The organism is Falsiroseomonas tokyonensis (genome assembly GCF_019024325.1).
GTDB lineage: Bacteria > Pseudomonadota > Alphaproteobacteria > Acetobacterales > Acetobacteraceae > Falsiroseomonas > Falsiroseomonas tokyonensis.
Genome location: NZ_JAFNJS010000004.1, coordinates 207,181 through 233,739, shown reverse-complemented (window position 1 = coordinate 233,739; position 26,559 = coordinate 207,181). Strand labels below are relative to the sequence as shown.

Annotated in this window: 28 protein-coding genes; 14 read left to right on the top strand and 14 right to left on the bottom strand. The window is 72.0% G+C overall.

Translation table 11 applies throughout. From position 1 onward, the window contains the following. Positions 1-55 precede the first annotated feature (55 nt). From J3S20_RS14865 to J3S20_RS14855, 3 genes are read right to left on the bottom strand one after another with little or no spacing between them, the layout of a single operon-like run. Positions 56-1,498, bottom strand: a complete 1,443-nt coding sequence (locus J3S20_RS14865) for an FAD-binding oxidoreductase (RefSeq protein ID WP_216837277.1) — start codon at positions 1,496-1,498, stop codon at positions 56-58. A gap of 24 nt (positions 1,499-1,522) precedes the next feature. Beyond that, a complete protein-coding gene (locus J3S20_RS14860) occupies positions 1,523-2,053 on the bottom strand; it encodes a chromate transporter (RefSeq protein WP_216837276.1) in 531 nt (176 codons plus the stop codon). Next, positions 2,050-2,598, bottom strand: coding sequence for a chromate transporter (locus J3S20_RS14855; protein ID WP_216837275.1), 549 nt, complete (start codon positions 2,596-2,598; stop codon positions 2,050-2,052). Before J3S20_RS14855 ends, J3S20_RS14860 begins: the two co-directional genes overlap by 4 nt. A 138-nt stretch (positions 2,599-2,736) precedes the next feature. Here J3S20_RS14855 and J3S20_RS14850 point away from each other — a divergent pair, with 138 nt between their 5' ends. The 3 genes from J3S20_RS14850 (at position 2,737) to J3S20_RS14840 (ending at position 5,404) form a co-directional block, all read left to right on the top strand. After that, a complete protein-coding gene (locus J3S20_RS14850) occupies positions 2,737-3,714 on the top strand; it encodes a Bug family tripartite tricarboxylate transporter substrate binding protein (RefSeq protein WP_216837274.1) in 978 nt (325 codons plus the stop codon). Positions 3,715-3,833: 119 nt separating this feature from the next. Continuing rightward, positions 3,834-4,883, top strand: coding sequence for an alpha/beta hydrolase family protein (locus J3S20_RS14845; RefSeq protein ID WP_246602838.1), 1,050 nt, complete (start codon positions 3,834-3,836; stop codon positions 4,881-4,883). Between the two features lie 221 nt (positions 4,884-5,104). Continuing rightward, complete coding sequence (locus J3S20_RS14840) at positions 5,105-5,404, top strand: hypothetical protein (RefSeq protein ID WP_216837273.1); 300 nt, start codon at positions 5,105-5,107, stop codon at positions 5,402-5,404. Between the two features lie 19 nt (positions 5,405-5,423). Here the strand turns inward: J3S20_RS14840 and J3S20_RS14835 are convergent, their stop codons facing one another. Both J3S20_RS14835 and cysQ read right to left on the bottom strand, forming a co-directional pair. After that, on the bottom strand, positions 5,424-6,395 hold the full coding sequence (locus J3S20_RS14835) for an L-threonylcarbamoyladenylate synthase (RefSeq protein ID WP_216837272.1): 972 nt from the start codon (positions 6,393-6,395) through the stop codon (positions 5,424-5,426). Continuing rightward, entirely contained in the window at positions 6,392-7,150 is a 759-nt protein-coding gene (gene cysQ / locus J3S20_RS14830) for a 3'(2'),5'-bisphosphate nucleotidase CysQ (RefSeq protein WP_216837271.1), read from the bottom strand. Before cysQ ends, J3S20_RS14835 begins: the two co-directional genes overlap by 4 nt. A gap of 88 nt (positions 7,151-7,238) precedes the next feature. Between cysQ and J3S20_RS14825 the strand changes: the two genes are divergently transcribed. The 4 genes from J3S20_RS14825 (at position 7,239) to J3S20_RS14810 (ending at position 11,744) form a co-directional block, all read left to right on the top strand. Further along, entirely contained in the window at positions 7,239-8,744 is a 1,506-nt protein-coding gene (locus J3S20_RS14825; RefSeq protein WP_216837270.1) for a leucyl aminopeptidase, read from the top strand. A 254-nt stretch (positions 8,745-8,998) separates the two neighbouring features. Beyond that, positions 8,999-10,318, top strand: a complete 1,320-nt coding sequence (locus J3S20_RS14820) for a leucyl aminopeptidase family protein (RefSeq protein ID WP_216837269.1) — start codon at positions 8,999-9,001, stop codon at positions 10,316-10,318. Next, positions 10,318-10,776, top strand: coding sequence for a DNA polymerase III subunit chi (locus J3S20_RS14815; RefSeq protein ID WP_216837268.1), 459 nt, complete (start codon positions 10,318-10,320; stop codon positions 10,774-10,776). Before J3S20_RS14820 ends, J3S20_RS14815 begins: the two co-directional genes overlap by 1 nt. A gap of 149 nt (positions 10,777-10,925) precedes the next feature. Beyond that, a complete protein-coding gene (locus tag J3S20_RS14810; RefSeq protein WP_216837267.1) occupies positions 10,926-11,744 on the top strand; it encodes an N-acetylmuramoyl-L-alanine amidase in 819 nt (272 codons plus the stop codon). A 172-nt stretch (positions 11,745-11,916) separates the two neighbouring features. Here the strand turns inward: J3S20_RS14810 and arsJ are convergent, their stop codons facing one another. From arsJ to J3S20_RS14780, 6 genes are all read right to left on the bottom strand, one after another. Then, positions 11,917-13,152, bottom strand: a complete 1,236-nt coding sequence (arsJ, locus tag J3S20_RS14805; protein WP_216837266.1) for an organoarsenical effux MFS transporter ArsJ — start codon at positions 13,150-13,152, stop codon at positions 11,917-11,919. Next, positions 13,149-14,192, bottom strand: coding sequence for an ArsJ-associated glyceraldehyde-3-phosphate dehydrogenase (locus tag J3S20_RS14800; protein WP_216837265.1), 1,044 nt, complete (start codon positions 14,190-14,192; stop codon positions 13,149-13,151). Before J3S20_RS14800 ends, arsJ begins: the two co-directional genes overlap by 4 nt. After that, complete coding sequence (locus tag J3S20_RS14795; protein ID WP_216837264.1) at positions 14,189-15,040, bottom strand: metalloregulator ArsR/SmtB family transcription factor; 852 nt, start codon at positions 15,038-15,040, stop codon at positions 14,189-14,191. Before J3S20_RS14795 ends, J3S20_RS14800 begins: the two co-directional genes overlap by 4 nt. A gap of 60 nt (positions 15,041-15,100) precedes the next feature. Further along, positions 15,101-16,150 carry an ArsO family NAD(P)H-dependent flavin-containing monooxygenase gene (locus tag J3S20_RS14790; protein ID WP_216837263.1) on the bottom strand — a complete coding sequence of 350 codons (1,050 nt, stop codon included), beginning with the start codon at positions 16,148-16,150 and terminating at the stop codon, positions 15,101-15,103. A gap of 6 nt (positions 16,151-16,156) precedes the next feature. After that, positions 16,157-17,131, bottom strand: a complete 975-nt coding sequence (locus J3S20_RS14785; RefSeq protein ID WP_216837262.1) for a Bug family tripartite tricarboxylate transporter substrate binding protein — start codon at positions 17,129-17,131, stop codon at positions 16,157-16,159. A gap of 318 nt (positions 17,132-17,449) precedes the next feature. Next, positions 17,450-19,324 (bottom strand): ABC-F family ATP-binding cassette domain-containing protein, encoded by a 1,875-nt coding sequence (locus J3S20_RS14780; RefSeq protein WP_216837261.1) that lies wholly within the window; start codon positions 19,322-19,324, stop codon positions 17,450-17,452. Positions 19,325-19,392: 68 nt separating this feature from the next. Here J3S20_RS14780 and J3S20_RS14775 point away from each other — a divergent pair, with 68 nt between their 5' ends. The 4 genes from J3S20_RS14775 to ndk all read left to right on the top strand — a co-directional run bounded on the left by J3S20_RS14775 (position 19,393) and on the right by ndk (position 21,823). Continuing rightward, positions 19,393-19,884 carry a nucleoside deaminase gene (locus J3S20_RS14775; protein ID WP_216837260.1) on the top strand — a complete coding sequence of 164 codons (492 nt, stop codon included), beginning with the start codon at positions 19,393-19,395 and terminating at the stop codon, positions 19,882-19,884. Between the two features lie 42 nt (positions 19,885-19,926). Beyond that, positions 19,927-20,526 (top strand): TetR/AcrR family transcriptional regulator, encoded by a 600-nt coding sequence (locus J3S20_RS14770; RefSeq protein WP_216837259.1) that lies wholly within the window; start codon positions 19,927-19,929, stop codon positions 20,524-20,526. Next, entirely contained in the window at positions 20,523-21,323 is an 801-nt protein-coding gene (map, locus tag J3S20_RS14765; RefSeq protein ID WP_216837258.1) for a type I methionyl aminopeptidase, read from the top strand. Before J3S20_RS14770 ends, map begins: the two co-directional genes overlap by 4 nt. A gap of 77 nt (positions 21,324-21,400) precedes the next feature. After that, positions 21,401-21,823 carry a nucleoside-diphosphate kinase gene (gene ndk / locus J3S20_RS14760; protein ID WP_216837257.1) on the top strand — a complete coding sequence of 141 codons (423 nt, stop codon included), beginning with the start codon at positions 21,401-21,403 and terminating at the stop codon, positions 21,821-21,823. 71 nt (positions 21,824-21,894) lie between these two features. On the opposite strand, the gene J3S20_RS14755 is transcribed toward ndk, so the two are convergent. From J3S20_RS14755 to purM, 3 genes are read right to left on the bottom strand one after another with little or no spacing between them, the layout of a single operon-like run. Continuing rightward, positions 21,895-22,053: an aa3-type cytochrome c oxidase subunit IV gene (locus J3S20_RS14755; RefSeq protein ID WP_216837256.1), complete on the bottom strand. Its 159-nt coding sequence runs from the start codon at positions 22,051-22,053 to the stop codon at positions 21,895-21,897. A 28-nt stretch (positions 22,054-22,081) separates the two neighbouring features. Continuing rightward, positions 22,082-22,747 carry a phosphoribosylglycinamide formyltransferase gene (purN, locus tag J3S20_RS14750; RefSeq protein ID WP_216837255.1) on the bottom strand — a complete coding sequence of 222 codons (666 nt, stop codon included), beginning with the start codon at positions 22,745-22,747 and terminating at the stop codon, positions 22,082-22,084. Positions 22,748-22,752: 5 nt separating this feature from the next. Further along, positions 22,753-23,814 (bottom strand): phosphoribosylformylglycinamidine cyclo-ligase, encoded by a 1,062-nt coding sequence (purM, locus tag J3S20_RS14745; RefSeq protein WP_216837254.1) that lies wholly within the window; start codon positions 23,812-23,814, stop codon positions 22,753-22,755. Between the two features lie 47 nt (positions 23,815-23,861). Between purM and J3S20_RS14740 the strand changes: the two genes are divergently transcribed. Genes J3S20_RS14740 through J3S20_RS14730 form a run of 3 tightly spaced genes read left to right on the top strand, consistent with a single transcriptional unit; the run spans position 23,862 to position 26,480 of the window. Beyond that, entirely contained in the window at positions 23,862-24,689 is an 828-nt protein-coding gene (locus J3S20_RS14740) for a hypothetical protein (RefSeq protein WP_216837253.1), read from the top strand. Further along, positions 24,673-25,263, top strand: a complete 591-nt coding sequence (locus J3S20_RS14735; RefSeq protein WP_216837252.1) for a CDP-alcohol phosphatidyltransferase family protein — start codon at positions 24,673-24,675, stop codon at positions 25,261-25,263. Before J3S20_RS14740 ends, J3S20_RS14735 begins: the two co-directional genes overlap by 17 nt. A 5-nt stretch (positions 25,264-25,268) precedes the next feature. Further along, complete coding sequence (locus J3S20_RS14730; protein WP_216837251.1) at positions 25,269-26,480, top strand: AI-2E family transporter; 1,212 nt, start codon at positions 25,269-25,271, stop codon at positions 26,478-26,480. Positions 26,481-26,559: the final 79 nt, after the last annotated feature.

Here is a 26,559-nt window from a genome sequence, read left to right as displayed (position 1 = left end):
GCCGGCGGGGACGGCGCGCCGCAGCCGGCCAGCAGCAGCAGGGCGAGCCAGGGCTTCAGAAAAAGACCTTGCCCGGGTTCATCAGGCCCCAGGGGTCCAGCGCCGCCTTGATGCGGCGCATGGTGTCCAGCTCCGCGCCGCCGCGCCATTCGGGCATCATGTCCGTCTTCAGCCGGCCGATGCCGTGTTCGGCGCTGAAGGACCCGTCCATCTCCCGCACCACGGCATTCACGCAATCCATGATGTCGTGGCTGCGGGCCAGGAAGGCGGCGGGGTCCATCCCCTCCGGCTGTTCCAGGTTCATGTGGATATTGCCGTCGCCGATATGGCCGAAGGGCACCGGCCGGCTGCCCGGGATCAGTTTCGTCAATTCCTCGGAACAGCGTCGGATCATCTCCGGCACGCGGGAGACGGGGACGGAGACGTCGTTCTTCACGGAGGCGCCCTCGCGCTTCTGCGCCTCGGGATGCTCCTCCCGGATCTTCCACAATTTCTGGGCCTGGGCCTCGGATTCGGCGAGGACCGCGTCCAGCACCTCGCCGGCCTCCATCGCCTCGCCCAGCAGGGTCTCGGCCATCTCGCGCAGGCCCGCATCGGGGCGGGGGGAGGCAAGGTCGACCAGGACATAATGCTCGGCCCGCGTCTCCACCGGCAGGGTCACCCCCTCGATGTGCTTCAGGCAGAAATCGACGCCGGCGCCGGACATGTATTCGAAGGCGCGCACCGCGCTTTCGTCCCGGTCGCGGAAGCGGCGGAACAGGGCCAGGGCGGCATCCGTATCCGCCACGGCGCAGAAGGCCAGGGCCGTATCGCGTGGGCGGGGAAACATGCGCAGCGTGGCGGCGGTGATGAAGCCCAGCGTGCCCTCCGCGCCCACGAACAGGTGGCGCAGCGCATAGCCGGTATTGTCCTTGCGCAGCCGGCGCAGCCCATCCCAGACCTGCCCATCCGGCAGCACCACCTCCAGCCCCAGCATCAGCTCCCGCGCATTGCCGTAGCGCACGGTGGTATTGCCGCCGGCATTGGTGGACAGCACGCCGCCGATGGTGGCGGTGCCCTCGGCGCCCAGGCTGAGGGGAAACAGGCAGCCGGCCTCGGCGGCGGCGTTCTGCGCCAGCTTCAGCACCACGCCGGCTTCCGCCGTCATGGTCAGGTCCACCGGGTCGAGGGCGCGGATGCGGTTCAGCCGGGACAGGCTGACCACGATCTGCCGACCGGATTCATCCGGCGTCGCCCCGCCGACCATGGAGGTATTGCCCCCCTGGGGCACCATCGGCACCCCGGCCGCGGCGCACAGCTTCACGGCGGCGGCGAGTTCCGCCGTTTCCGCCGGCCGCAGCACGCAGGGCGTGGCGCCCCGATACAGCGCCCGCCAGTCGGACAGATGCGGCGCCAGATCCTCCGGCGCCGTCAGCATGCCGCGCGGGCCGAGCAGCTCGGCCAGCGCCTCGAGCAGGCCGGGCGGGGTGGCGAGGGGGGCGTTCAGTGTGTCAGGCATCGCGCAGTCCTACAGGATCACCCGCTACAGGAAAATCGCGCCGATCAGCGCGCCCACCGCCAGCACCCAGAGCGGGGACCGGTTGGAGCGCCAGACGAAGATCGTGGACCCCACCGAGACCGCCAGCGCCAGCCAGTTCACCGCCGCCGCCTGGGTCAGGATGACGCCGGAGGAGAAGATGAGGCCGACCGCCACCGGCACCATGCCCCGCTCCGTCACCCGCAGCCAGCGGGCGCCGGCCAGCCGCGAGCGCATGCGGGAGAAGCCGAAGGCCAGCAGCCCGGCCGGGCCGGTCATCGCCAGGGTGGCCACCAGCATCCCGGCGAGGCCGCCCACATGCCAGCCGATCAGCCCCACCACCAGCACATTGGGCCCGGGCGCCGCCTGGGCGAGCGCGAAAAGCTGGGCGAAGCGCGCATCGCTCATCCAGCCATGAACATCCACCACCAGCCGGTTCATCTCCGGCACCACCGCGATGCCGCCGCCCACCGCGATCAGCGAGATGGCGAGAAAACCCAGCGCCAGCTGGCCGAGTACGCCGCTGTCCTCGCTCATGGCCGCGCCTTGTCCGTCCACCAGGCGGCCAGGATGCCGAAGGGCGCGAGGCCGAGCACGATCCAGGGCAAGGGCAGCCGCAGCACCGCGCCGCCCAGCAGCGCCGCGATGCCCACCGCCAGGATCGGCCAGGCCGGGCGCAGCTTTTCGGTGATCTTGGCGGCGGTGCCCAGGATCATCCCCGCCGCCGCCGCCGCGGTGCCGGCCAGCACCGCCTTCACCAGCGGCACCTCGCCATAGGCATCGTGCAGCATGGCGAGCCCCAGCAGCACCACCAGCGGCCCGCCGAACAGGCCGGTGCTGGCGGCCAGCGCCCCCCAGCCGCCGCGGAACCGCTCGCCGAGCTGCACCGCCACGTTCAGCGCATTGGGGCCGGGCAGCACCTGGCCGAGGCCCAGCACCTCGGCATATTCCTGCTCCGTCACCCAGCGCCGCTCCTCGACCAGCACGCGCCGCGCCCAGGCGTTCACCCCGCCGAAGCCGACCAGCCCGATCTTGAGGTAGGTGAGGAAAAGCTCCGCGACGGTCGGCCTGGGTCGGTCCATCCCGGCAGGCAAGCCCGCGCGGCGGCCGGGATCAAGCCCCGCCTCCCGCGCCTTTCCGCCGGGCAGCCCCCACACCGTGGTTGCCCAGGTCCTTCGGAGGTTGCAAATAGCCCGCAGCCTTACACGGACACCCAGAACATGTTCACCCGCCGCACGCTGCTTGCCACCAGCATGGCCACCCCGCTGATCGCCGCCGGCGGCGGCGTGCAGGCGCAGGAGGCCTATCCCAGCCGTCCGGTCCGCCTGCTGCTGGCCTTCGCGCCGGGCGGCGGCACCGACCTGATCGCCCGCACCCTCGCCTCCGCCATGACGCCGAGCCTCGGGCAGCAGATGGTGGTGGAGAACCGCCCCGGCGCCGGCGGCAATATCGCGACCGAGGCCGTGGCGAGCGCGCGCCCCGATGGCTACACGCTGCTGATGGGCAACCATGGCCCGATGAGCGTGAACGTCTCCCTGTTCCGCAACATGCGGGTGAACCCGGAGACGGCGCTGGAGCCGATCGGCCTGGTCGCGGATGCGCCGCTGATCGTCGTGGTGGGCCCGGCCTCCAAGGCCACCACCCTGCCGGAACTGCTGCAGGAACTGCGCGCTGGCCGTGGCAACCTGAACTACGCCAGTGCCTCCAACGGCTCCGCCAGCCACCTGGCGGCGGCGCTGATGCTGCAGATGGCGGGGCTGCAGGCGGAACACGTGCCTTTCCGCGGCGCGGCGCCGGCGCTGACCGACGTGGTCGCCGGCCACCTGCACTTCATGGTCACCACCCTGCCTTCCGTGGTCGGGCTGATGAACAGCAATGCGGTGCGGCCGCTGGCGGTGACCGGCGATACGCGCATGACGCTGTTCCCGAACATCCCGACGGTGGCGGAGACCATCCCCGGCTACAAGGCCACCGCCTGGTACGGCATCCTGGCGCCGAAGGAGACGCCGGAGCCGATCCGCGCGCATATCTTCGCCTCGATGCGCGCCGCGCTCTCCAACCCCGATGTGGTGCGCCGCCTGCGGGACGAGGGCGCCGAGCCCTCCACCCTCGACGGCCCCGGCTTCGCCGCGCTGATCAAGTGGGAGCGCGAGCGCTGGGCGACGGTGGTGCGCCAGGCCGGCATCACGGTGGACTGAGACGGGCCGCTCCAGCATGCCGCGGTGGCAGCCATGCCGCCGCGGCAGATAGCGATCCGCGCCGCTGCATGATCCACTCCCCCGACCCGGCACGATCGGGACCGAAGGGGAGTGAGACCATGCACAAAACCATCCTCGCCATGGCGCTGGCCGCCGTCATGGCCGGGCCGAGCCTGCCGGCCCGCGCGCAGCCCGCCACCACCACCCAGCCGCCGGTTTCCCTGCAGAGCTGGGGCAGCTTCCATGTCGGGGGGCGGGAGGTGGTGATCTCCGGCCAGCCGGTGCGGGAGGTGCTGTTCACCCCCGGCGGCGTGCCCGCCCGCGTCGATCCGAACGGCACCTACCTGATGGGCGGCATGTATGCCCAGTACATGATCCCCGCTTCCCCCCGCGGCCAGGTGCCGCTGCTGATGTGGCATGGCGGCGGGCTGACCGGCGTGACCTGGGAAACCACGCCGGATGGCCGCGAGGGCTGGCAGAACTTCTTCCTGCGCCGCGGCTGGCCCACCTATGTCTCCGACGCCGTGGAGCGCGGCCGCGCCGGCTGGACCATGATCCCGGAACAGACCGGCGGCCAGCCCGTGCTGCTGACCCTGGACAATCCCTTCGAACGATTCCGCATCGGCGCCGGCCAGGGCAGCTACCAGCGCGGCGAGGTGCTGCCGGGCAACCAGTTCCCGGCCGACCGCGAGAGCTACCTGAACTTCGTCCGCCAGGTGGTGCCGCGCTTCACCACCACGGATGCGCTGACGCTGGAGGCCTATCTGGCGCTGCTCGACCGCGTCGGCCCCTCCGTCGTCATGGCGCATAGCCAGGCGGGCCTGTTCGGCTGGCGCGCCGCGCAGGAACGCCCGGACAAGGTGCGCGCTTTGGTGCTGATCGAGCCGGCGGCGGTGGGCGACATCGCCAAGGTGGCGGCGCTGCGCAACATCCCGGTGCTGATGGTCTATGGCGACTACATCGCCCAGGACAGCCGCTGGCCGACCATCCGCGGCAATGGGGTGCGATTCGCGGAAGCCGTGCGCGCCGCCGGCGGCAGCGTCGATGTGGTGGACCTGCCGGAGCGGGGCATCCGCGGCAACAGCCACATGGTCATGATGGACCGCAACGGCGACCAGGTGGCGCAGCTGGTGCAGGACTGGCTGGCGGCCAAGGGTCTCTGGCAATAGGGCGCGGCGCGCTTCATCGCGGGATCGTGATGTCTTCCGATCCCGCGTTAACGGTTCGCTAGTCTCCCAGGCGCAGTTTGCGACCGCGGCTGGACCCTGTCCCAGGCCCGCCACAGCCCGCGTCCAACACGGGAGCCTCCAGAATGGAGATGTCAGGACCAGCCGGTCTTGCCCGGCTGGCTCGACGCCGCGACCTCCGCCCCGCTGCCGAAATGGCGGCTGTGGCCGCGCGTCCTGACCTCAGCGCCCCCGGTCACGAAGCCCCCACCGTCGCCTTGGCCGGCGCCGCCGATTGGGACCTGACCCAGCCGACCGGGCTACCGCCCATTCCCGGCAGCCTCAGCGGCCAGATGCTCAACCTGCTGCTCGCCGCGCAGGCGGAAGCCGCGCAGGCGGGCAGCTGGTCCTCCGAGACCGAGGCCGAGCTCGCGGCACGCATGACGGCGCTGCTGGAACAGGCGCTGGGCGGCGAGACGCCAACGGTCGCCAGCCCGCGGCCCGGCCCCCCGGCCGAAGGCTGACCCCGCCCGCCTCCCGCCGCTATCCCCGCGGCGCCGCCGCGCGGGCCAGGCGATCCTGGATCGCCTCCCCCAGCCCCTCCGCCGGCACGGGCATGGCCGCGATGCCGCGCAGCCCCAGGCGCTGCCCCTCCGCATCCAGCCAGCGCAGGCCGGAAAACAGCCGCGCCGCCGCTTCCGCCACATTTCCGGAGGGCGAGAGGTTCCACAGCGCGCCCGCCCCCGGCAGTGGCGCCGGGCCGAAGGCCAGCAGTGCCTCATCCGCGCCGACCCTATCCGCCGCCAGCCGCAGCGGCAGGCTGGGCGCATAATGGGACAGCAGCATCCCGGGGCTGCGCAGGCTGCGCGTGGCCTCCGCGGCGGACAGCGGCACGGGGCGTCCGACGCGGCCGATCACCGCCTCGATCGCCGCCGCCGGCACGCCGCCGGGGCGCAACAGCACCGCACCGGATCCGGTCAGGTCGAGCACCGTGCTCTCCACCCCCACGGCGCAATCGCCGCCCTGCAGCACCGCCGCGATGCGCCCCGAAAGCCCCGCCAGCACATGCGCCACGCTGGTCGGGCTGACCTGGCCGGAGCGGTTGGCGGAGGGCCCGGCGATCGGCCGCCCGGCCTCCCGCAGCATGGCCAGCGCCACCGGATGCGCCGGCACCCGCACCGCCAGCGTCTCCAACCCGGCGCCGGCCAGCAGGTCCACCCGGCAGGACGTCCGCCGCGGCAGCACCAGGGTCAGCGGCCCCGGCCAGAATCTTTCCGCCAATGCCTGCGCGCGGGGATCCGCCACCACCTCGGCAAACGCCGCCTCGGCACTGGCAAAATGGCAGATCAGCGGGTTGAAATGGGGGCGGCCCTTGGCCTCAAACACCGAGGCCACCGCGCGGCCGTTCCAGGCATCGGCGCCCAGGCCATAGACCGTCTCGCTGGGGAAGGCGACGAGTTCCCCCGCCCGGAGCAGCGCGGCCGCCTCCGCCGGATCAGTCAGCACCCGCGTCATGCCCGCCCCTCCGCCAGGAATCCCGGATTGCGCCAGCCCGGCTTGCCATAGCGCAGCGGCACCCCGTCCCAATCCGCCATGCGCCCGCCGGCGGCCAGCAGCACCGCCTCCGGCGCCGCCGTGTCCCATTCCATGGTGGGACCGCGGCGCGGATAGAGATCCGCCACCCCCTCCGCCACCCGGCACAGCTTTGCGGCGGACCCCAGCGGCCGGACCTCCGCCACGCCCCGCGCCGCGAGAAAATCCGCGATTCGCTGATCGCGCCCGTGCTGCCGGCTGACCATCGCCACCGGGTCGCGCGCCAGCGGCCGCGCCGCGATCGGCCGCCGCTCGCCCCCCGCCAGCTTCCAGGCGCCGCGCCCCACAATCCCCGAAAACACCTCTTCAAATGCCGGCAGGGCCACCGCGCCGAGCACCGGCCGACCGCCCTCCACCAGCCCGATATTCACCGAATGGCCGTCCAGCCCATTGGCAAAATCCCGCGTGCCGTCCAGGGGATCGACCAGCCAGAAGCGGCCCTGCGGCACCGCCACCGCGCTCGCCTCATGCGCCTCCTCCGCCACCACCGGAATGCCCGGCGCGGCGTTCCGCAGGCCCTCGACGATCAGCGCCTCGGCGATCCGGTCGGCCACCGTCACCGGCGAATGGTCGCGCTTGCGCTCCACCACGAAGCCGGCCGCGCGCACGGCCATGATCGCCGCCGCCGCCGCCCCGGCCAGGCGCACCGCCAGCGCCAGCAGGTCATCCTCATCCATGCCGGGGCATTAGCGCCGCGCCGGTGGCGCTGTCACGGTGACACAGCGATGATACGCTGCCCGCCAGAAACGCCGGAACGGAGCCACCATGCCCGATATCGCCTTCGCGAAGCCCACCCTGCCGCGCTCCGGCACCCTGGTGCTGCCGCTTCCCGAAGCCGAGGGCCCTCCCTGGTCCGGCCTGGCCGCCGAGGCCGATGCCGCGACCGGCGGCGCCCTGTCCCGCGCGCTGGAGGCCGCCGGCTTCAAGGGCCGCAAGGGCCAGTCCACCACCCTCTTTCTTCCCCTGGGGGCGCCCGGCGGCAGCCTCACCAAGGTGCTCGCCATCGGCCTCGGCAAGCCCGGCGACCTCACCCCGCTCGCGGCCGAGGCCGCCGGCGGCAGCATGATCCCCGCCTTGGCGCAGGACCGCGAAGCCACCATCGCCGCCGATACCCTCTCGCCCAGCCTGGCCGCTTCGCTGGCCATGGGCGCGCTGCTGCGATCCTGGCGCTTCGACCGCTACCGCACGAAGGAGAAGGAGGAGGACAAGCCGAAGCTCGAACGCCTCGCCTTCGCCACCAGCGACACCACCGCCGCCAAGCAGGCCTTCTCGCCCATGCGCGCGGTGGCCGACGGCGTCTTCCTCACCCGCGAACTGGTCAGCGAACCGCCCAACATCCTGCACCCGGTCGAATTCGCCGACCGCTGCAAATCCCTCGAAAAGCTTGGCGTCGAAGTGGAAATCCTTGGCCCCAAGGAAATGAAGCGCCTGGGCTTCGGCGCCCTGCTCGGCGTGGCCCAGGGCAGCGCCGTGGAACCGCGCCTGGTCGTCATGCAATGGAAGGGCGCGCCGAAAGCGAAAAAGGCCAGCAAGCCGCTCGCCTTCATTGGCAAGGGCGTCACCTTCGACACCGGCGGCATCTCCATCAAGCCCGCCGGCGGCATGGAAGACATGAAGTGGGACATGGCCGGCGCCGGCACCGTCGTCGGCCTCATGGCAGCCCTCGCCGGCCGCAAGGCCAAGGTGGACGCCGTGGGCCTCATCGGCCTGGTCGAGAACATGCCCTCCGGCACCGCCCAACGCCCGGGCGACGTGGTGAAATCCTACTCCGGCCAGACCATCGAAGTGATCAACACCGACGCCGAAGGCCGCCTCGTCCTCGCCGACGTGCTCTGGTACTGCCAGGAACGTTTCGAACCCCGCTGCATGATCGACCTGGCGACCCTCACCGGCGCCATCATCGTCGCACTCGGCCACGAACACGCCGGCCTCTTCTCCAACGACGACGCCCTGGCGCAACGCATCCTCGCCGCCGCGAACCTCACCGGCGAAGGCGCCTGGCGCATGCCCCTCGGCGAGGCCTACGACAAAGCCATCCGCTCCGACATCGCCGACATGAAGAACGTCGGCGGCCGCCCCGCCGGCGCCGTCACCGCCGCACAATTCATCCAACGCTTCATCAACACCAAGAACGGCCCCATGCCCTGGGCCCACCTGGACATCGCCGGCACCGCCTGGACCAACAAAGACCACCCCACCACCCCCAAAGGCGCCACCGCCTACGGCGTGCGACTCCTCGACCGGCTGGTGGCGGATTGGGACGAGGCCTGAGCCGTGAGGGTGGCGCGGGTGGTTCGCGGGGAGGGCGCTGCCCTCCCCGCACCCCTCCCGCGAAGGGGCAGTGGCCCCTTCGAACCCATGGATGAGGGGTGGGAAGGAGGAGGGGCCTGCACGCCCGCTTCGTCCGCGCGCCCGCCATGCCCCTCCTCCTTCCCACCCCTTAACGGGTTTCCAAAGGGACCACTGTCCCTTTGGCAGGGGGTGCAGGGGGACAGCGTCCCCCTGCAATCACGCGCGCGACCCTCATGCTGAAGCTCCGTTTCAAGCGCCCACCCGTCGATCCAGGTGTGCAGCCTGTGGTGGCGCCGCCTGGGGGGGGGCGGCTGGCCTGGGAGGAGGCGGGGGCGGCGCTGGTGGGGCGGTTGGAGTCGGTTGTTGCGGCGGTGGTGGGGGCGGAGGGGGTGGCTCCGCGGGATGTTGCGGCCTTTGCGGCGGGGATGGTGTTGCGGGCCTGGCGGTTTGCCGGGTTTCGGGCGGCTGGTGGGGAGGCGGGGCTGGAGCGGGTGACGCTGGTGGTCGATGACCCGGCGGCCTGTCGTCTGGCCTGGGAGGCGGCCTTGCCGGCGGTGCGGGGGTGTCTTTTCGCGCGAGACCTGGTGGCGGAGCCGGCCAATCATTTGACGACGCGGGCTTTCGCGAAGCGGCTGGAGGGGCTGGCCGAGTTCGGGATTCATGTGGATGTCTGGGGCCGCAAGCGGCTGGCGCGGGCGGGGTTTGGCGGCTTGCTGGCGGTGGGGGGTGGGTCGGAGCATCCGCCGCGGCTGGCCGTGCTGCGCTGGCGCGGCAGTTTCGATGCGCCGCCGGTGGTTTTCGTGGGCAAGGGGCTGGTGTTCGATACGGGCGGCATTTCCATCAAGCCGGCCAGGGGGATGGAGGCGATGCGCGCGGACATGGCCGGCGCCGCGGCCTGTGCGGGTGCGATGCTGGCCTTGGCCTTGCGGCATTCCCCGGCGCCGGCGGTGGCGGTGCTGGCGATCGCGGAGAATGCGACGGGCGCGGGCTCCTATCGTCCAGGCGATGTGTTGCGCATGGCCTCGGGCCGGACGGTGGAGGTGGTGGATACGGATGCGGAGGGGCGGCTGGTGCTGGCCGATGCGTTGCATCATGCGGTGACGCGGTATCGGCCGCGGGCGGTGGTGGACCTGGCGACGCTGACGGGCGCCATCGTCACGGCGCTGGGGCATCACCGGGCGGGGTTGTTCGGGCGCGATGCGGCGCTGCTCTCGGCCCTGGCCGCGGCGGGGGAGGAGGTGGGGGAGCGTTTGTGGCCGATGCCGATCGGGGAGGGGCACCGGGCGGACCTGCGCTCCGACATCGCCGATCTCCGGCAATGCATGCCGGCCGGCACCGGGCGGCAGCCGGATGCGAGCCATGCGGCGGCGTTTCTGGAATCTTTTGTGGGCGAAGCGCCTTGGGCGCATCTGGATATCGCGGGGGTGGAGACGCAGGCGAAGCCGCATGCGCTGGGCCCGGCGGGTGCCACCGGCTTCGGCGCGCGGCTGCTGGATCGCCTGGTGGCGGCGCAGTATGAGGAGCCGCCCGAGCCGCCGGGAGGGCGCCCCTGATGGCCGATTACGGCTTCTACCACCTGACCCGCACGCCGCTGGAACAGGCGCTGCCCAAGCTGCTCGGCCGGGTGCTGTCGGGTGGTGGCCGCGCCATGGTGCGGCTGGCGGAGCCGGCGCGGCTGGAGGCGCTGGATGCCGCGCTCTGGACCTGCCAGGACCCGGACTGGCTGCCGCATGGCTCGCCGCGCACGGGGCATCCGCAATTGCAGCCGATCTGGCTGACGACCGAGGATACGGGGCCGGAGGGGGCGCCGAATGGCGCGCGCTTCCTGTTCCTGCTGGAGAATACCGCGGGCGCGCATCTCGAGGCCTTCGACCGCGTGCTGGACCTGTTCGATGGCGGGGATGCGGAGGCGGTGGCGGCTGCGCGCGGCCGCTGGAAGGCGGCGAAGGCCGCCGGCCATGCCCTGACCTATTGGCAGCAGGGCGCGCGGGGCTGGGAGAAGAAGGCCTGAGGCGCTCCGGCCCGGCCGTTAACCCACCACACGTTTTGGTTGCAATTCGCACCGAATATGGATAATGTTCCTAACGCGCGATCGGCCGCCCGGCGCTGTGCCGGGGCTGTGAATCGCAGGCCCGGCCCGCATCGGAGGGAACCTCGTCCATGCGTATCGAGAATCATCGCCTGGCGGAGGCGCCCTTCGACGCGACGCCGCATTGTGGCGGCCCGATCACCCCGCGCTTCCTGGTCATGCACTATACCGCCGGCGGCTCTGCGCTGAATTCGGTGCGCGCGATCCGCGACCGCGGCCTTTCGGCGCATTTCTTCGTCGATCGGGATGGCGCGGTGATCCAGACGGTCCCCTGCGACCGGCTCGCCTATCACGCCGGCCCCTCCTATTGGAGGGGGCATGACGGGCTGAACACCTGTTCCATCGGCATCGAGATCGCCAATCTCGGCTGGTTCGACCGCCGCGAGGCTGGCGGCTGGACCCGCAGCGGCCTGGCCCGGCCGCTGCCGGAGGGAGAGGTGGTGGTCGCCGCGCACAAGAATGGCGGCCCGAGCATGGGCTGGGAGGCCTATCCCGAAGCGCAGCTCAAGGCCGTGGCGGCGCTGACGGAAGCGATCCGCGCCGCCTATCCCAGTATCCAGGAGGTGGTGGGCCATGACGATATCGCCCCCCGCCGCAAGCAGGATCCCGGCCCGGCCTTCCCGCTGGCGCGCTTCCAGCACCTGGGCGGCGCCGCCGGGTCCGGCACGCTGGCGGAGAATGATCTTGGGCAGTTCGAGGTCTCTGCGCGGGACAATCTGAACCTGCGCGGCGGCCCGGGCACGGGCTTCGCGGTGCTCGGCAAGCTGGCCCCCGGATCGCGCCTGCGCGTGCTGCGGGAGGAGGGGGATTGGCGCCTGGTGGACCTGCAGGGGGATGCGGTGCCCGATGGCTTCGTCCATGGCGCCTTCCTGCGGCGCCTGGGCGGGTAGGGCGGCCTCAGAGACCGTTTGAGAATGCCGGACGGGTCGGTTCCGCGGCGCTTTTCCGCCCCTGCCGCGTTGGGCGGCTTGCCGATGCAACCAGCATCGACCGCACCGCCCCCCTTGCAGGGACGAAAAATCGCCTGCGGTCCCTCAGCCGGGAGCATTCTCAAACGGTCTCTCAGCGCGCCTCCCGCGCCACCGGCAGCGCCGTGGTCAGCGCCCAGCAGGCCAGCAGCATCAGGGCCGAGCCGGCCAGGCAGGCCGTGATTCCGCCCAGCCCATAGAGCAGGCCGGACAGCAGCGTGCCGCCGAAGCGCCCGGCGGCATTGGCGGCATAGTAGAAGCCCACATCCTCCGCCGCCTTCTCCGACCCCGCATAGGCCAGCACCAGGTAGGAATGGACCGAGGAATTCACCGCGAAGACGAAGCCGAACAGCGCCAGCCCCGCCACCACCACCAGGTCCGGCCGCGGCACATCGGCCGCCAGCGCGACGGCCAGGCCGATGGGCAGCAGCGCCAGTAGCAGGGACCACAGCCGCGCCGCCGGCACCTCCGCCGAAAGCCCATCCGGGCTGCGCCGCACCAGCCCGGGCGCTGCCGCCTGCACCAGCCCGTAGCCGATGGTCCACAGCGCCAGGAAGCCGCCGACCATGGCGAAGCTCCACCCCGCCGCATAGAGGAACACCGGCAGCCCGACGACGAACCACACATCCCGCGCGCCGAACAGGAAGACCCGCGCCGCCGCCAGCAGGTTCACGCCGCGGCTCTTGCCGAGGAATTCCCGCGCATTGCGCGAGGGCTTGGCGCGCCCCATCAGCGGCGGCAGGGACAGCAGCACGGCGGCCAGCACCACCCCGAGCCCCGCCGCCATCAGCCACAGCGCGCCGCGGAAGCCGGCCACTTCCAGCAGCACGCCGCCCAGGAAGAAGCCGAAGCCCTTCATCGCGTTCTTGCTGCCGGTGAAGAACGCCACCCAGCGGAACAGCCGGCCGGAAGCCGCGCCCGCCGTCATCTTGATGGCCGATTTGCTGGCCGTCTTCGTCACGTCCTTCGCGACGCCACACACACCCTGCGCCAACACCACCCAGGCGACGGAGGTCGCCGCCGCCCAATCCGGCGACAGGGCCGACAGCATCAGGAAGCCCGCGATCTGCGTGGCCAGCCCCACCGCCAGCATCCGCGCGATGCCGAAGCGCACCGCCAGCCATCCGCCCGCCAGGTTCGCGCCGATCCCCGCCGCCTCATACAGCAGGAACAGGAAGGCCAGCGTGAAGGGCGAATAGCCCAGGCGGAAGAAATGCAGCAGCACCAGCATCCGCAGCGCGCCATCGGTCAGCGTGAAGCCCCAATAGGCGGCGGTGACGATGGCGTAGTTGCGCGTGCCCGAGCCGCTGCCGGCGACCGCGCTGCTCACAGCCCCACCCGTGCCATGTGGCAGGCCAGGTCCACCATGCGGCAGGCATAGCCCATCTCATTGTCGTACCAGGCATAGACCTTCAGCAGCGTGCCATCCGTCACCAGTGTGCTCGGCGCATCGATGACGGCGCTGCGCGTATCCCGCGCATAATCGGCCGAGACCAGCGGCCGTGCCTCATAGCCCAGGATGCCGGCGAGCGGCCCGGCGGCGGCGTCGCGGAACAGCGCGTTCACCTCCTCCGCGCTCGTCTCCCGCCGCATCTCGAACACGCAATCGGTCAGGGAGGCATTCAGCACCGGCGCGCGCACCGCATGGCCGTTCAGCTTGCCCTTCAGCTCAGGGTAAATCAGCGCGATGGCGGTGGCGCTGCCCGTCGTCGTCGGCTGCAGCGACAGCATGGCGGACCGCGCGCGGCGCAGATCCTTGTGCGGCGCATCGACCACGACATTGGTGTTGGTCGGGTCGTGGATGGTGGTGATCTGGCCGTGCCGGATGCCGATCGCCTCATGCACCACCTTCACCACCGGGGCGAGGCAATTGGTGGTGCAGGAGGCCGCGGTGACGATCGGGTGGCGTGCCGGATCGTAGAGATGCTCGTTCACGCCGACCACCACGTTCAGCACGCTGTCGAACTTCACCGGCGCGGCGACGATCACCCGCTTCGCGCCGCGCGCCAGATGGCCCTGCAGCACCTCCGGCGTCAGGAATTTGCCGGTGCATTCCAGCACCACATCCACGCCGAGATCGCCCCACGGGATCTCACCAGGCCTTGCATGTTCGGAAAAGCCCAGGCGCCGGTCGCCGATACGGATCGCGCCATCGCCCTCCGCCGCGATGCCGCCGCGCCAGCGGCCCTGCACCGTGTCGAATTCCAGCAGATGCGCGCAGGCGGCGGTGCCGCCCTTGATCTCGTTCAGATGCACCACGTCCAGCCGGTTGCCGGCGCGCGGATCCTCCGCCTGGCGGTCCGCCGCCCCGAAGGCTGCGCGCAGCGCCAGCCGCCCGATGCGGCCCATGCCGCTGATGCCGACCCTCATGCGCGCGCAAAGCCCTGTGAGGTCGCCAGCTCATCCAGCCGCGCCTGCAGCGCCATGCGGCTCAGCGTGGTGAAGCGCAGGCTGGTGAAGATGCCGAGGCGGCGTTGCAGGGCGGCATAAAGCTCGTTCAGCAGCGTCGCGCGTTCCGCCGCGCTGCCGGCGAATTTCGCCGGATCCGGCAGCGGCCAGGCGGCGGTCAGCGCCGTGTCGCCGAAATCCGGGCAGGCTTGGCCGGCCAGCGTGTCGCACAGCGCGATGACGAAATCCATGCGCGGCGCGCCCGGCCCGGTGAAGTCGTCCCAGGACTTCGACCGCAGCGCGGAGACATCATGGCCGAGCGCCTTGAGCTGGCTCAGCACCTCCGGCAGCGGACCTTCCGGCGAAGGCTCGGAGCCGGCGGAGAAGGCGCGGAAGCGGCCCTCCCCGATCCGGTTCAGGATCGCCTCCGCCATGATCGAGCGGGCGGAATTGCGCGTGCAGAGGAACAGCACGTTGAAACGTGGCGCGTCCATCGAAGGGGTCTCCGTCTCGAACAATCGGTGCAGGTCGCCGCAGAGCGCCGGCTGCCCGCCGCAGCAGGCCTCCGCCAGGAAGGCGACCAGCCCGCGCAGCCGGGCGACCTGCGCGGCATAGACCAGGCTGCGGCCCTGCCGCGTCGCCGCCACCAGCCCCGCCTGTTCCAGCGCCCGCAGGTGGAAGGACAGGGTGGAGGCCGGCACGCCGAGCCGCGTGCCGATCTCGCCAGCCGGCAGGCCCGAAGGCCCGGCCGCCAGCAGCGCGCGCATCAGCTCCAGCCTGGTGCCTTGGCCGAGGGCGGTGAAGCCGGCGGCCGCCTGTTCGCTATCCATGCTTCCGGTATTATCGAAATATCGGCGAGCGCGGCGTGACGCTTCGATGAAACCAGCGGGTCAGCCCAGCAGCCGCGCCACCCCCTGCACCGCGCTCCGCGCCGCCCGCGTCACCCCGGCCAGGGTGGCGGAGGCCATGCCCGTCCAGTCGCCATAGCCCAGCAGGAACAGCCGCTTCTCCGCCAGCGCCTGCCCGTCCTCCGCCACCGCCACATGGCCCGCCGCGTCGAACAGGCCGAGCGGCGCCAGATGCGCCAGCGCCGGGCGGAAGCCCGTGCACCACAGGATCGCATCGGCCGGGATGCGCGTGCCATCCGCCCAGATGGCCGCATCCTCCTCCAGCCGCGCGAAGGGCGGCAGGTGGCGGGCATAGACGCCGCGGGCCCGCGCCTCTCGCACCGCCGGCACGGCGACGATGCTGCCGAGGCCGCCCAGCGCCTCCGGCGGCGCCCGCCCCTCCCGCTGCGCCTGCCAGCGGGCCGTGGCGCGTTCGAACAGCACGGCGCCATCGATATCGTCGGGCAGGAAGACCGGCGGGCGCTCCGTCACCCAGGTGACGGCGGCATGGCGGGACAACTCCGCCAGGATCTGCGCGCCCGAATTGCCGCCCCCCACCACCAGCACGCGCCGGCCCGCCAGCGCTTCCGGCCGGCGATACTGGGCGGAATGAAGTTGCAGGCCGCGGAACAGGGCGCGGCCGGGAATCGCGGGGATGAAAGGCTGGCGCCAGGTGCCGGTGGCGCTGATCACGGCGCGGGCGAACAGGCCCGCGCCCTCCAGCCACAGCCCCTCCGCCCCCCGCTGCACGGCCGTGACGCGGACCGGCCGGCGCACCGGCAGGGTGTAGCGCGCCTCATAGGCGGCCAGGTAGGCCAGCACCTGGTCCCGTGTGGGGTAGCCCCCGCCCGGCGGCGGCGGCATGGCCCAGCCGGGCAGCGAGGATTGCGCGGCCGGGGAGAACAGCGTCAGCGAATCCCAGCCATGCGCCCAGGCCCCGCCCGGCGCCGCGCCATCGTCCAGGATGGCGAAGCTGAGGGCGGTGCGGCGCAGGAAATAGCCGGCCGCCAGCCCAGCCTGGCCGCCGCCGATGATGGCGACGTCCAGCCGCACCGCGGCTCAGCCTTCCAGCTTCACGCCGGTCAGGTCGATCATCTCCGCCCAGCGCGCGACCTCCGCCCGCTGGAAGGCGGCGAAGGCGGCGGGGCCCTGCGGATCCAGCGTGAAGGCGGCGGCGGCCAGGCGGCGCTGCGCCTCCGCATCCTGCAGCGCGCCCAGGAAGGCCTGGGCCAGGCGCTCCGCCGCCGCCGCCGGCAGGCCGGCCGGGGCGAACAGGCCGAACCAGGCGTCCACCGCCATGTAGGGCACGCCGGCCTCGGCCGCGGTCGGCACATCCGGGAAATCCGCCAGCCGCGCCGGGGCGCCGATCTGCAGCGCGCGCAGCCGCCCCTCCCGCACCAGTCCGGCCACGGTGGGGAAGGTGGAGGTGTAGAAATCCACCACCCCCGCCATGGTGTCGGTGGCCGCCGGCGCCGCGCCGCGATAGGGGACATGCGTCGCAGTCATCCCGGCGCGCCGGACCAGCGTCTCCGAGATCACATGGCTGGCCGATCCGGCCTGGGAGGAGGCGTAGCTCAGCTGCCCGCCATTGCGCCCCATCTCCATCAGCTCCGCCATGGTGCGGGCACGGGAATTGGCCGGCACCACGGTCGCGTGATGCACCGTCGCCAGCTTGGCGACCGGGGTGAAGCTGTCCACCACGTGGTAGGGCAGGCGCGCCATCATCGCCTGGTTCGAGGCATGGGTCTGGTTGTGGCCGAGGATCAGCGTCAGCCCATCCGGCGGGGCGCGGCTCGCGGCCTCCGCCCCGATCACGCCGCCGGCGCCGGCGCGATTGTCCACCACCACCGGCTGGCCGAGCGCCGCGGCCGCCTTTTCGCCGGTGACGCGCGCCAGGATATCCGTGGGGCCGCCGGGCGGGGCGGGGACGATCAGCCGGATGGGGCCGGCGCCCTGGGCCCGCGCCTGGGAGTGCAGGGCGGGCGCGGCGAGCGCCATCAGCGGCAGGGCGGCAAGGCTGCGGCGGCGGATCATGGCGTTCTCCCGTCGATCTTATCGGAACCGCGTGTCGCAACCGCCCCCGCCAGCGTCAAGACCGCAGGCGCGCCGTGACCACCGCGCGAGGATTTTCACCAGCGCGACAACAGCTCGCCTTCCGGTTGCATCCGCTCGTCCCCCTGGTGCAGTCTGCCTTGCGCCACGCCTCGGGGAAGGACTTGGCCATGGAAACGCTTCCAATCCTGGAACATGCGGCCCGAGAGGCCCTGCCGGCCGAACCCGGCACGGCGCGCGCCCTCTGGCCCACCTTCCTGCGCCGGACCCTGGCGGAGGAGATGGTGGAGGCGACGCCCCTCAGGCCGCCTCAACCTGCTCGGACAGGGTCAGCCATTCCTCCTCCAGCGCCGCCGTCTGGCGGGCGATGACGATGCGGCGCGTATTGGCCCAGGTGATGTCCTCGGGCTTGCGCTTGGCATAGGTCGCGGGGTCGGCCAGGCGCTTCTCGATCAGCCTGGCCTCCAGGGCCAGCTTTTCCATCTCGCGCTCGATCTCCTTCAGCCGGGTGCGCATCGGCGCCAGGGCGGCGCGGGCGCTGGCCGACTTCTTCCGCTCCAGCGACCCCTTGCCGCCGGCCTCTGCCTCCGCCGGGCGGGCGCCGCCGCGGGCGCGCTCGGCCAGCAAGGCGCGGTATTCGTCCATGTCGCCGTCGAAGGACTTCACCTGGCCGTCGGCGACCAGCCAGAGCCGGTCCGCCACCAGCTCCACCAGATGCGGGTCGTGGGTGATCAGCAGCACGGCGCCCTGGTAGTCCGCCAGGGCCCGCACCAGCGCCTCCCGCGCATCGATGTCGAGGTGGTTCGTCGGCTCGTCCAGGATCAGCAGCTGCGGCGCATCGCGCGTGCACAGCGCAAGAAGAAGACGGGCCTTCTCGCCGCCCGAGCAGTTCGCGATCTGCGTCTCCGCCCGCTCCACCGTCAGGCCGAAGCGGGCCAGCTGGCTGCGGCACTGGCTGACCGTGGCATGGGGCAGCGCCGCCTGCATGTGGGACAGCGGCGTGCCCGTCGCGTCCAGATCCTCCGACTGGTGCTGGGCGAAGAAGCCGACGCGCAGCCGCGGCGCCCGCTTCACCGTGCCGCGGGACGGGCCCAGGCGGCCGGCCAGCAGTTTGGCGAGTGTCGACTTGCCGTTGCCGTTCGCGCCCAGAAGGGCGATGCGGTCTTCCTGGTCGATCCGCAGGTCGAGCCCCTTCAGGATCGGCGGGCCGCCATAGCCGACATCGACATGCTCCAGCGCCAGCACGGGCGGCGCCAGCTCCTCCGGCTCCGGGAAGGCGAAGGTGGTGCTGGCATCCTCCACCACCGCATCGATCACCGGCAGCTTTTCCAGCGCCTTGATGCGCGACTGCGCCTGCTTGGCCTTGCTGGCCTTGGCGCGGAAGCGATCGACGAAGGCCTGCATATGGGCGCGCTGGGCGGCGATCTTGCCGCGCTGCGCCTCCTGCTGCGCCGCGCGTTCCGTGCGGATGCGGACGAAGCGTTCGTAATTGCCGGGGTAGTAGAGGATCTTGCCGCGATCGAGATGCGCGATGCCGTCCACGGCCCGGTCCAGCAGCCCGCGATCATGGCTGACGATGATGGCGGCGCCGGCGAAGCGGTTCAGCCAGCCCTCCAGCCAGAGCGTCGCTTCCAGGTCCAGGTGGTTGGTCGGCTCGTCCAGCAGCAGCAGGTCCGGCTCCAGGAACAGCGCGCGGGCCAGCGCCACGCGCATGCGCCAGCCGCCGGAGAAGGAATCCAGCGGCCGCGCCTGCGCCTCCGCATCGAAGCCGAGGCCGGCCAGCACCGTCGCCGCGCGGGCCGGCGCGGCATCGGCCTGGATCGCCATCAGGCGTTCATGGATTTCCGCCGCCCGATGCGCCTCCTCGTCGCGTTCCAGCGCCGCCAGCAGCTCGGACCGCTCGGTATCGGCCTCCAGCACCGCCTCCAGCAGCGATCCGGGGCCGCCCGGCGCCTCCTGCGCCACCACGCCCATGCGGGCGCGGGCGGCCAGCTTGATCTCGCCACCGTCGGGGATCAGCTCCCTGGTGATGGCCTTCAGAAGGGTGGACTTGCCCGCGCCATTGCGCCCCACCAGGCCGAGCTTGTGGCCGGTGTCGAGCGTCAGCTCGGCGCCGCTGAGCAGCTCCCGCCCGCCGAAGCGGATGGTCAGGTCGCGGATGATGAGAACGGTCATGAGGGCTTCTTAGCGGGCCTTTCCCGCCAGGCGTAGGGGCTTCAAGCTGCACGCGAAGGAGAGCCCCCATGAACGAGACCGACGAGACCTTCATGCGCCGCGCCATCGCCCTGTCTGCGCAGGCCGCGGCCACGCCGGGCGCGCAGCCCTTCGGCGCCGTGGTGGTGAAGGACGGGCAGGTGGTGGGGGAGGGGTTCAACCAGGCGATCGGCAAGCTCGACCCCACCTCGCATGGGGAGACGGAGGCGATGCGCGACGCCTGCAACCGCCTCGGCACGCTGGACCTTTCGGGCTGCACCGTCTTCACCAGCTGCGAGCCCTGCGCGCTCTGCGTCGCCGCGATGCAGATCGCGAAGGTAGACGCCGTGGTCTATGCCGCCGCCATGGCCGACAGCGCCCGGGTGCTGGGGGGCGTCGGGCCGGACCGGCGCGTGCGCGTCGATGCCACCGCCCTGCGGCTGGAGACCTCCGCCCCCATCGGCACGCACCGGATGAAGGCCCGCCGCGCTTTGGTGGCGGAGGCGGTGGGCGTGCTGGAGGGCTGGGCGGCACGCCCCTGAACACGGCTGGACGGACCATTCTAGAACATCTATTCTAGATGCATGGTTCGCACCGCCCGCTTCACCGCCGAGCATTTCATCGACGCCGCCATCGCCCTGGTGGCAGAGGGCGGGCCCCAGGCGGCCACCATGCAGGCGGTGGCGCGCCGTGTCGGGGCGCCCACCGGCTCCATCTACCACCGCTTCGCCTCCCGCTCCGCCATCCTCGCCGCCGCCTGGAATGCCAGCTATGGCGCTCTGTCACGGGTGCTGGTGCCGCTGCTGCAGGCCGGCCGGGCGCGGGAGGCAGCGCTGGCGCTGCTGCCCTGGGCGGCGGAGGACCGCCACCGCGCCGCCTTCCTGCTGCTGCACGAGCCCGTTGCCCTGTTCGAGGACGCCCCGCCGCCCGAGACGCTGCGCCAGGAGATGGAGCGGCTGGAAGCCGCCATGGACGAGGCCTTCCGCGCCTGCGTGGCCCGCCTGTGCCAGGGCGCGGCCGGGGAGGCTGAGCTGGCGCGGGCCAGGTTCCTGATCTTCGACGCACCCATCGCCATCCTGCGGCCGCACCTGCTGGCCGAGGGCGGAATTCCCGCCTTCGCCGGGCAGATGATCGCCGAGCTGCATGCCGGCCTGCCCTTCGCCGCGGACCCCGCAGCCGCATGACCCGGCAAGCCGAGTCCCGGCGCATCACCCTGCACGGGCCGGAGGATTTTGCCGGCATGCGCGCTGCCGGACGGCTCGCCGCCGCCACGCTCGACATGATCACGGCGCATGTGCGGCCCGGCATCAGCACCGCGGCCCTCGACCGGCTCTGCCACGACTTCATCCTGGACCATGGCGCGGTCCCGGCCTCTCTGGGCTACCAGGGCTATGGCCATGCCACCTGCATCTCGCCCAACCATGTCGTCTGCCACGGCATCCCCGGGGAGCGGCTGCTGGCGGAGGGCGATATCCTGAATATCGATCTGGCCGTGATCCTGGATGGCTGGCATGGCGACAGCAGCCGCATGTATGTGGCGGGCGCCCCTGGCACCCGCGCCGCGCGGCTGATCGCCGTGGCGCATGAGGCGATGATGCAGGGCATCGCCGCCATCCGCCCCGGCGCCCGTCTCGGCGATATCGGCTTCGCCATCCAGCGCCATGTCGAGGCAGCGCGCTGCAGCGTGGTGCGCGACTTCTGCGGCCATGGCCTCGGCCGTGGCTATCACGAGGCGCCCAATGTCCTGAATTACGGGCAGAAGGGCCAGGGCGTCACGCTCCGCCCCGGCATGTTCCTGACGGTGGAGCCCATGGTGAATGCCGGCAGGGCGGAGGTGAAGATCCTGGCCGATGGCTGGACCGCGGTGACCCGCGACCGCAGCCTCTCGGCCCAGTTCGAGCACAGCATCGGCGTGACGGAGACCGGCTGCGAGATCTTCACCGCCTCCCCCGCCGGCTTCACCTGCCCGCCCTACGGCTGAAGGTCGTCACGGCCGCGACCCTTGCGCATAGGCGAAACCCCGCCTATCCGGCGCGCCACCAACCAAGGATCAGTCCCATGGCCATCGAGCGCACCTTCAGCATCCTCAAGCCCGACGCGACCCGCCGCAACCTGACCGGCAAGATCAACGCCGTCTTCGAGGCAGCCGGCCTGCGCATCGTCGCGCAGAAGCGCATCCACATGACCCGCGCCCAGGCCGAGGCCTTCTACGGCGTGCACAAGGAGCGCGGCTTCTTCAACGACCTGGTCACCTTCATGACCTCCGGCCCGGTCGTCGTGCAGGTGCTGGAAGGCGAGAATGCGGTGGCGAAGCACCGCGAGGTGATGGGCGCCACCAACCCGGCCAATGCCGCCGAGGGCACCGTGCGCAAGCTGTTCGCCGAGAGCATCGAGGCGAACAGCGTGCATGGCTCCGACAGCCTGGAGAATGCCGCGATCGAGATCGCCTATTTCTTCGCCGGCACCGAGATCGTCGGCTGAACCGAAGCCCTTCCCCCCGCCGGGGGAAGGGAATGGCGACAGGGGCGGCGCACTGGCCGCCCCGGCCTGGCTCAGACCAGGAAGATCCACATCAGCACCAGCACGGCCACCGTCGCGCCGATGCTCCAGACCGTGGCGCGCAGGAAGCCGGCATAGAGGCCCTGGCGCTCGGCCATGATGTCCTCTGCCTTGACTTCGATCATCTCGTAGGTCGGCGCCTGTTCGGCCATGGGATCCTCGTGGGGGTCAACGTATGGGTCAGCTTGTAGAAACCGGGGCGAAGCCGGGCAAGGGGTTCACCAGCGCGCCGGCGGCCGCAGGGGCCGCCACCGTCACCACATCGCCCTGCACCTGCACCAGGCCCGCCGCCAGCCAGGCTAGCGCGGCCGGGTAAATCCGGTGTTCCTGTTCCAGCACCCGCGCGGCCAGGCTCGCCTCGTCGTCGCCGGGCAGCACGGGCACCGCGGCCTGGGCCAGGATCGGCCCCTCATCCACCCCGGTGCGCACCAGGTGCACGCTGCAGCCATGCAGCTTCACCCCGGCGGCCAGGGCCCGCGCATGGGTGTCCAGCCCCTTGAACAGCGGCAGCAGCGAGGGATGGACATTGATCAGCCGGTCGCGCCAGCGATCGACGAAGCCTTCCGTCAGCACCCGCATGAAGCCGGCCAGCGCCACCAGCTGCACGGCGTGGCGGGCGAATTCCGCTTCCATCGCCGCCTCGAAGCCGGCGCGGTCGCCCTTGAAGCCGCGGCTCTCGACCACGGCCGTGGGCACCCCCGCTTCCTGCGCCACCGCCAGCCCGGCGGCATCGGCGCGGTTGGACAGCACCAGGGCGATGGTCGCGGGATAGCCCGGCTGGGCCGCGGCGCGCAGCAGCGCGGCCATGTTGCTGCCGCGGCCGGAGATCAGGACGGCGACGCGCATCCGACTCACCCCGGCCAGCCGGCCCCGAGATGGTCGATCCGCACGCCGGCCTTGCCCTCGCCGGCCTCCAGCGTGCCGATCCGGAACACCGTCTCGCCATCCGCCTCCAGCTGCGCCTGCGCCGCCGCGGCCTGGTCCTCGGCCACCACCAGCACCATGCCGAGCCCGCAATTGAACACCCGCAGCATCTCCTCCGCCGCGACATTCCCCGTCCGCGCCAGCCAGCCGAAGACCGGCGGCAGCGTCCAGGCGCGGGCGTCCAGCGCCGCCACCACGCCATCCGGCAGCACGCGGGGCAGGTTGCCCGGCAGCCCGCCGCCGGTGATGTGGGCGGCCGCCTTCAGCATCCCCGCCCGGTGCAGCGCCAGCACCGGCTTCACGTAGATGCGCGTCGGCACCAGCAGCGCCTCCGCCACCGTCCTGCCCGGCGCGAAGGGGGCGGGGGCGTCCATGGTCAGGTTGGTGCCTTCCAGGATGCGCCGCACCAGCGAGAAACCGTTGGAATGCACGCCGGAGCTGGCCAGCCCCAGCAGCACGTCGCCCGGCCCCATATCCGCCCGCGGCAGCAGCGCGTCGCGTTCCGCAGCACCCACGGTGAAGCCGGCCAGGTCATAGTCGCCGCCCTTGTAGAGGCCCGGCATCTCCGCCGTCTCGCCACCCACCAGGGCGCAGCCGGCGATGCGGCAGCCTTCCGCGATGCCGCCCACCACGGCGGCGGCCTGCGCCACCTCCAGCTTGCCGGTGGCGAAGTAGTCCAGGAAGAACAGCGGCTCCGCCCCCTGCACCACCAGGTCGTTCACGCACATCGCCACCAGGTCCTGGCCGACGAAGCCATGGATGCCGGAATCGATCGCCAGCTTCAGCTTGGTGCCCACGCCATCGGTCGAGCTCACCAGGACCGGGTCCCGGAAGCCCGCCGCCTTGAGGTCGAAAAGCGCGCCGAAACCGCCGAGCCCGCCCATCGTTCCAGCCCGGTCGGTGCTGCGGGCCAGGGGCTTGATCACCTCCACCAGCGCGTCGCCGGCTTCGATATCCACCCCCGCGTCACGGTAGGTCAGGCTGGTCATGGCGGCCCCCGATCGGGTATGCGTGAGAGACGGAAAAGGATTGCGAAATGCCGGGTTCGAGCCTGCCGATCAGCTTCCTGCCCGGCCAGCGGGGCGGAAACAACCACGCGCGCGTGACCTCCGCAATCCGGATGCTGGGCATGCTCCTCCTGCTGTGCGGTCTGGCGGGCGCGCCGGCCCTGGCGCAGGACGACCCGCTGGTGCAGCGCGGCGTGCCGGCCGAGGCGACGGCGGAGACGGCGGTGCAGGCGCGGGAGCAGGCGCTGAATGCCGGCCAGCGCCTGGCCTATGAACGCATGGCCGCGGCCACCGGCCTCAGCGCCAGCGCCTCGACCCAGCAGATCGAATCCATGGTCCGCTCCCTGGTCATCGAATCGGAGCGGATCAACGCGCGCACCTATACCGCCCGCATCACGGTGAACTTCAACCCGCAGCGCGTGGCCGCCGCCGGTGGCCGCGTCCCCGCCGGCGAAGCCCCCGCCACGCCCGGCGGCATGGGCACGGAGGCTCCGGCCGCGCCGGTGGCCAGCGGCCCGGCGGTGGCGACGGTGGAGGCGCTGGCCAGCTACCGCAGCTTCGCCGAATGGGTGGAGATCACGCGCCGCCTGGGCAGCGCTGCGCCGGTGGCGCGATTCGAGGTGGTGACGCTGGCCGGCGACCAGGCGCGGCTGCGCCTCGGCCTGCGCAGCCAGCCGCCGGAAGCGGCGATGGAGCTTGCGGGTCTTGGCCTCTCGCTCGGCCAGGCGCCGCCAGGGGTGGTTGACCCGCGCCTGGCCGGGCTGGCGGGCCGGCCGCCCCAGGGCCAGGGGATGAGCCAAGGCGCGGGCCAGCGCGTGGGCGAGGGATGGCGCCTCAGCCTTGCCGGGGGGCGCTGACCCGGCTGCGGCGCCTCCGCCCACCCCCCCTGCCGATGCCGGGCCCTTCACGCTGCCCAATGCGATCACCTTCGCACGCCTCTGCGCCGTGCCGGCCGCCATCTGGCTGATGCTGCAGCACAGGCTGGACCTCGCCTTCTGGGTCTTCGTCGCCGCCGGGGTCTCGGATGGGCTGGATGGCTGGCTGGCGCGGCGGCGCAACAGCCGCTCGGCGCTCGGGGCCATGATGGATCCGGTGGCGGACAAGGCGCTGCTGGTCTCGGTCTATGTCACGCTCGCCGGCCTCGGCGTGCTGCCGGACTGGCTGGCGATCCTGGTGGTCTTCCGCGACCTGCTGATCGTCGGCGGCGTGCTGGTCCTGTATTTGCTTGGGCAGCCGCCGCTGATCAAACCGCTCTGGATCTCGAAGCTGAACACCCTGCTGCAGATCGGCCTCGCGGCCTTCGCCCTGCTGATGGCCGGCTACGGGCTGGGCGCCCGCCCGGTGCTGGAGGCGGCGATCCTGCTGGTGGCGCTGACCACCTTCGCCTCCGGCGCCGCCTATGTGGTGCAGGCGGCGCGGTCCGGCCGGTGAATGGCATGACCCGCCCGCCCTATGCCCCACCGGGCCCCCCACCGGCCCTGCCGCCCGCCGTGCCGCTGCCGCCCGGGGATCTGCCGAAGCCGCGCCCCGGCCCGGCGCCGCTGCCGCCCCCCGTGCAGCCCGGCCGCCGTGCTACGCGGGCGGAACGCTGGGCGGTGGTGCTGGGCGGGCTGGCGGCGCTGCTTTTCGCCGTCTGGCTGTTCTCCGCCATCCTGACGCCCTTCGTGCTGGCCGGCTGCATCGCCTATTTCCTCGACCCGCCGACCACGCGGCTGGCGCGCCTCGGCCTGCCGCGCGCCGTGGCCGCCTTCCTGCTGGTGGCGGGGCTGACGGCGCTGGCCCTGCTGGCGCTGCTGCTGCTCTATCCGCTGCTGGTGGCGCAGATCGGCGTGCTGGTGGTGCGCACCCCGGCCTATGTGGCCGGCATCGGCCAGGCCATGCGCCAGGCTCTGGAAGCCGCGCAGAACGCCTTCGGGCCGGAGGTGGTGGACACGCAGCTGCGCGACCTGGTGATCGGCCAGGCCGGGCAGATGATCACCTTCCTCGGCACCGCCGTGGCGCGGCTGATCGGCGGGGGCGTGGCGCTGTTCAACGTCTTCGCCCTGCTGGTGGTGACGCCGATCGTGGGCTTCTACCTGTTGCGCGACTGGCAGGCGATGATGCACCGCATCGAGAGCTGGCTGCCGCGCAAATCGGCGCAGACGCTGCGGCAACTGGCGCGGGATACGGACCGCGTGCTCTCGGCCTGGCTGCGCGGCCAGCTGCTGTGCTGCGCCATCCTGGCCGCCTACTACGCCGCCGCCCTGTCCGCCGCGGGGCTGGAGCTGGGGCTGACGGTGGGGCTGATGGCGGGGCTGCTGTCCTTCATCCCCTATGTCGGCTCGCTCACCGGCTTCGCCACCGCGGTGGTGCTGGCGGTGGCGCAGTTCGGCACCTGGAACGAGGTGCTGATCGTCGTCGGCATCTTTGTGGTGGGCCAGGTGGTGGAAGGCTATGTCATCTACCCGCGCCTGCTGGGCGACAGGGTGGAACTGCACGCGGTCTGGGTGATCTTTGCCCTTTTCGCGGGCGGCGTCGCCTTCGGCTTCCTCGGCGTGCTGCTGGCGGTGCCCATGGCGGCGGCCATCGGCGTGGTCGCGCGCTACTGGCTGCGCCGCTACCTGGAAAGCCCGCTGTATCTGGACCCGCCGCGCACCGGCACCGGGTGAGGCGGGCGGGACAGGGCCGGCCGCATCGGATAGCATCCGCGGCAGCCATGCCGCGCGCCAATCCCCCACCTCCGCCGTC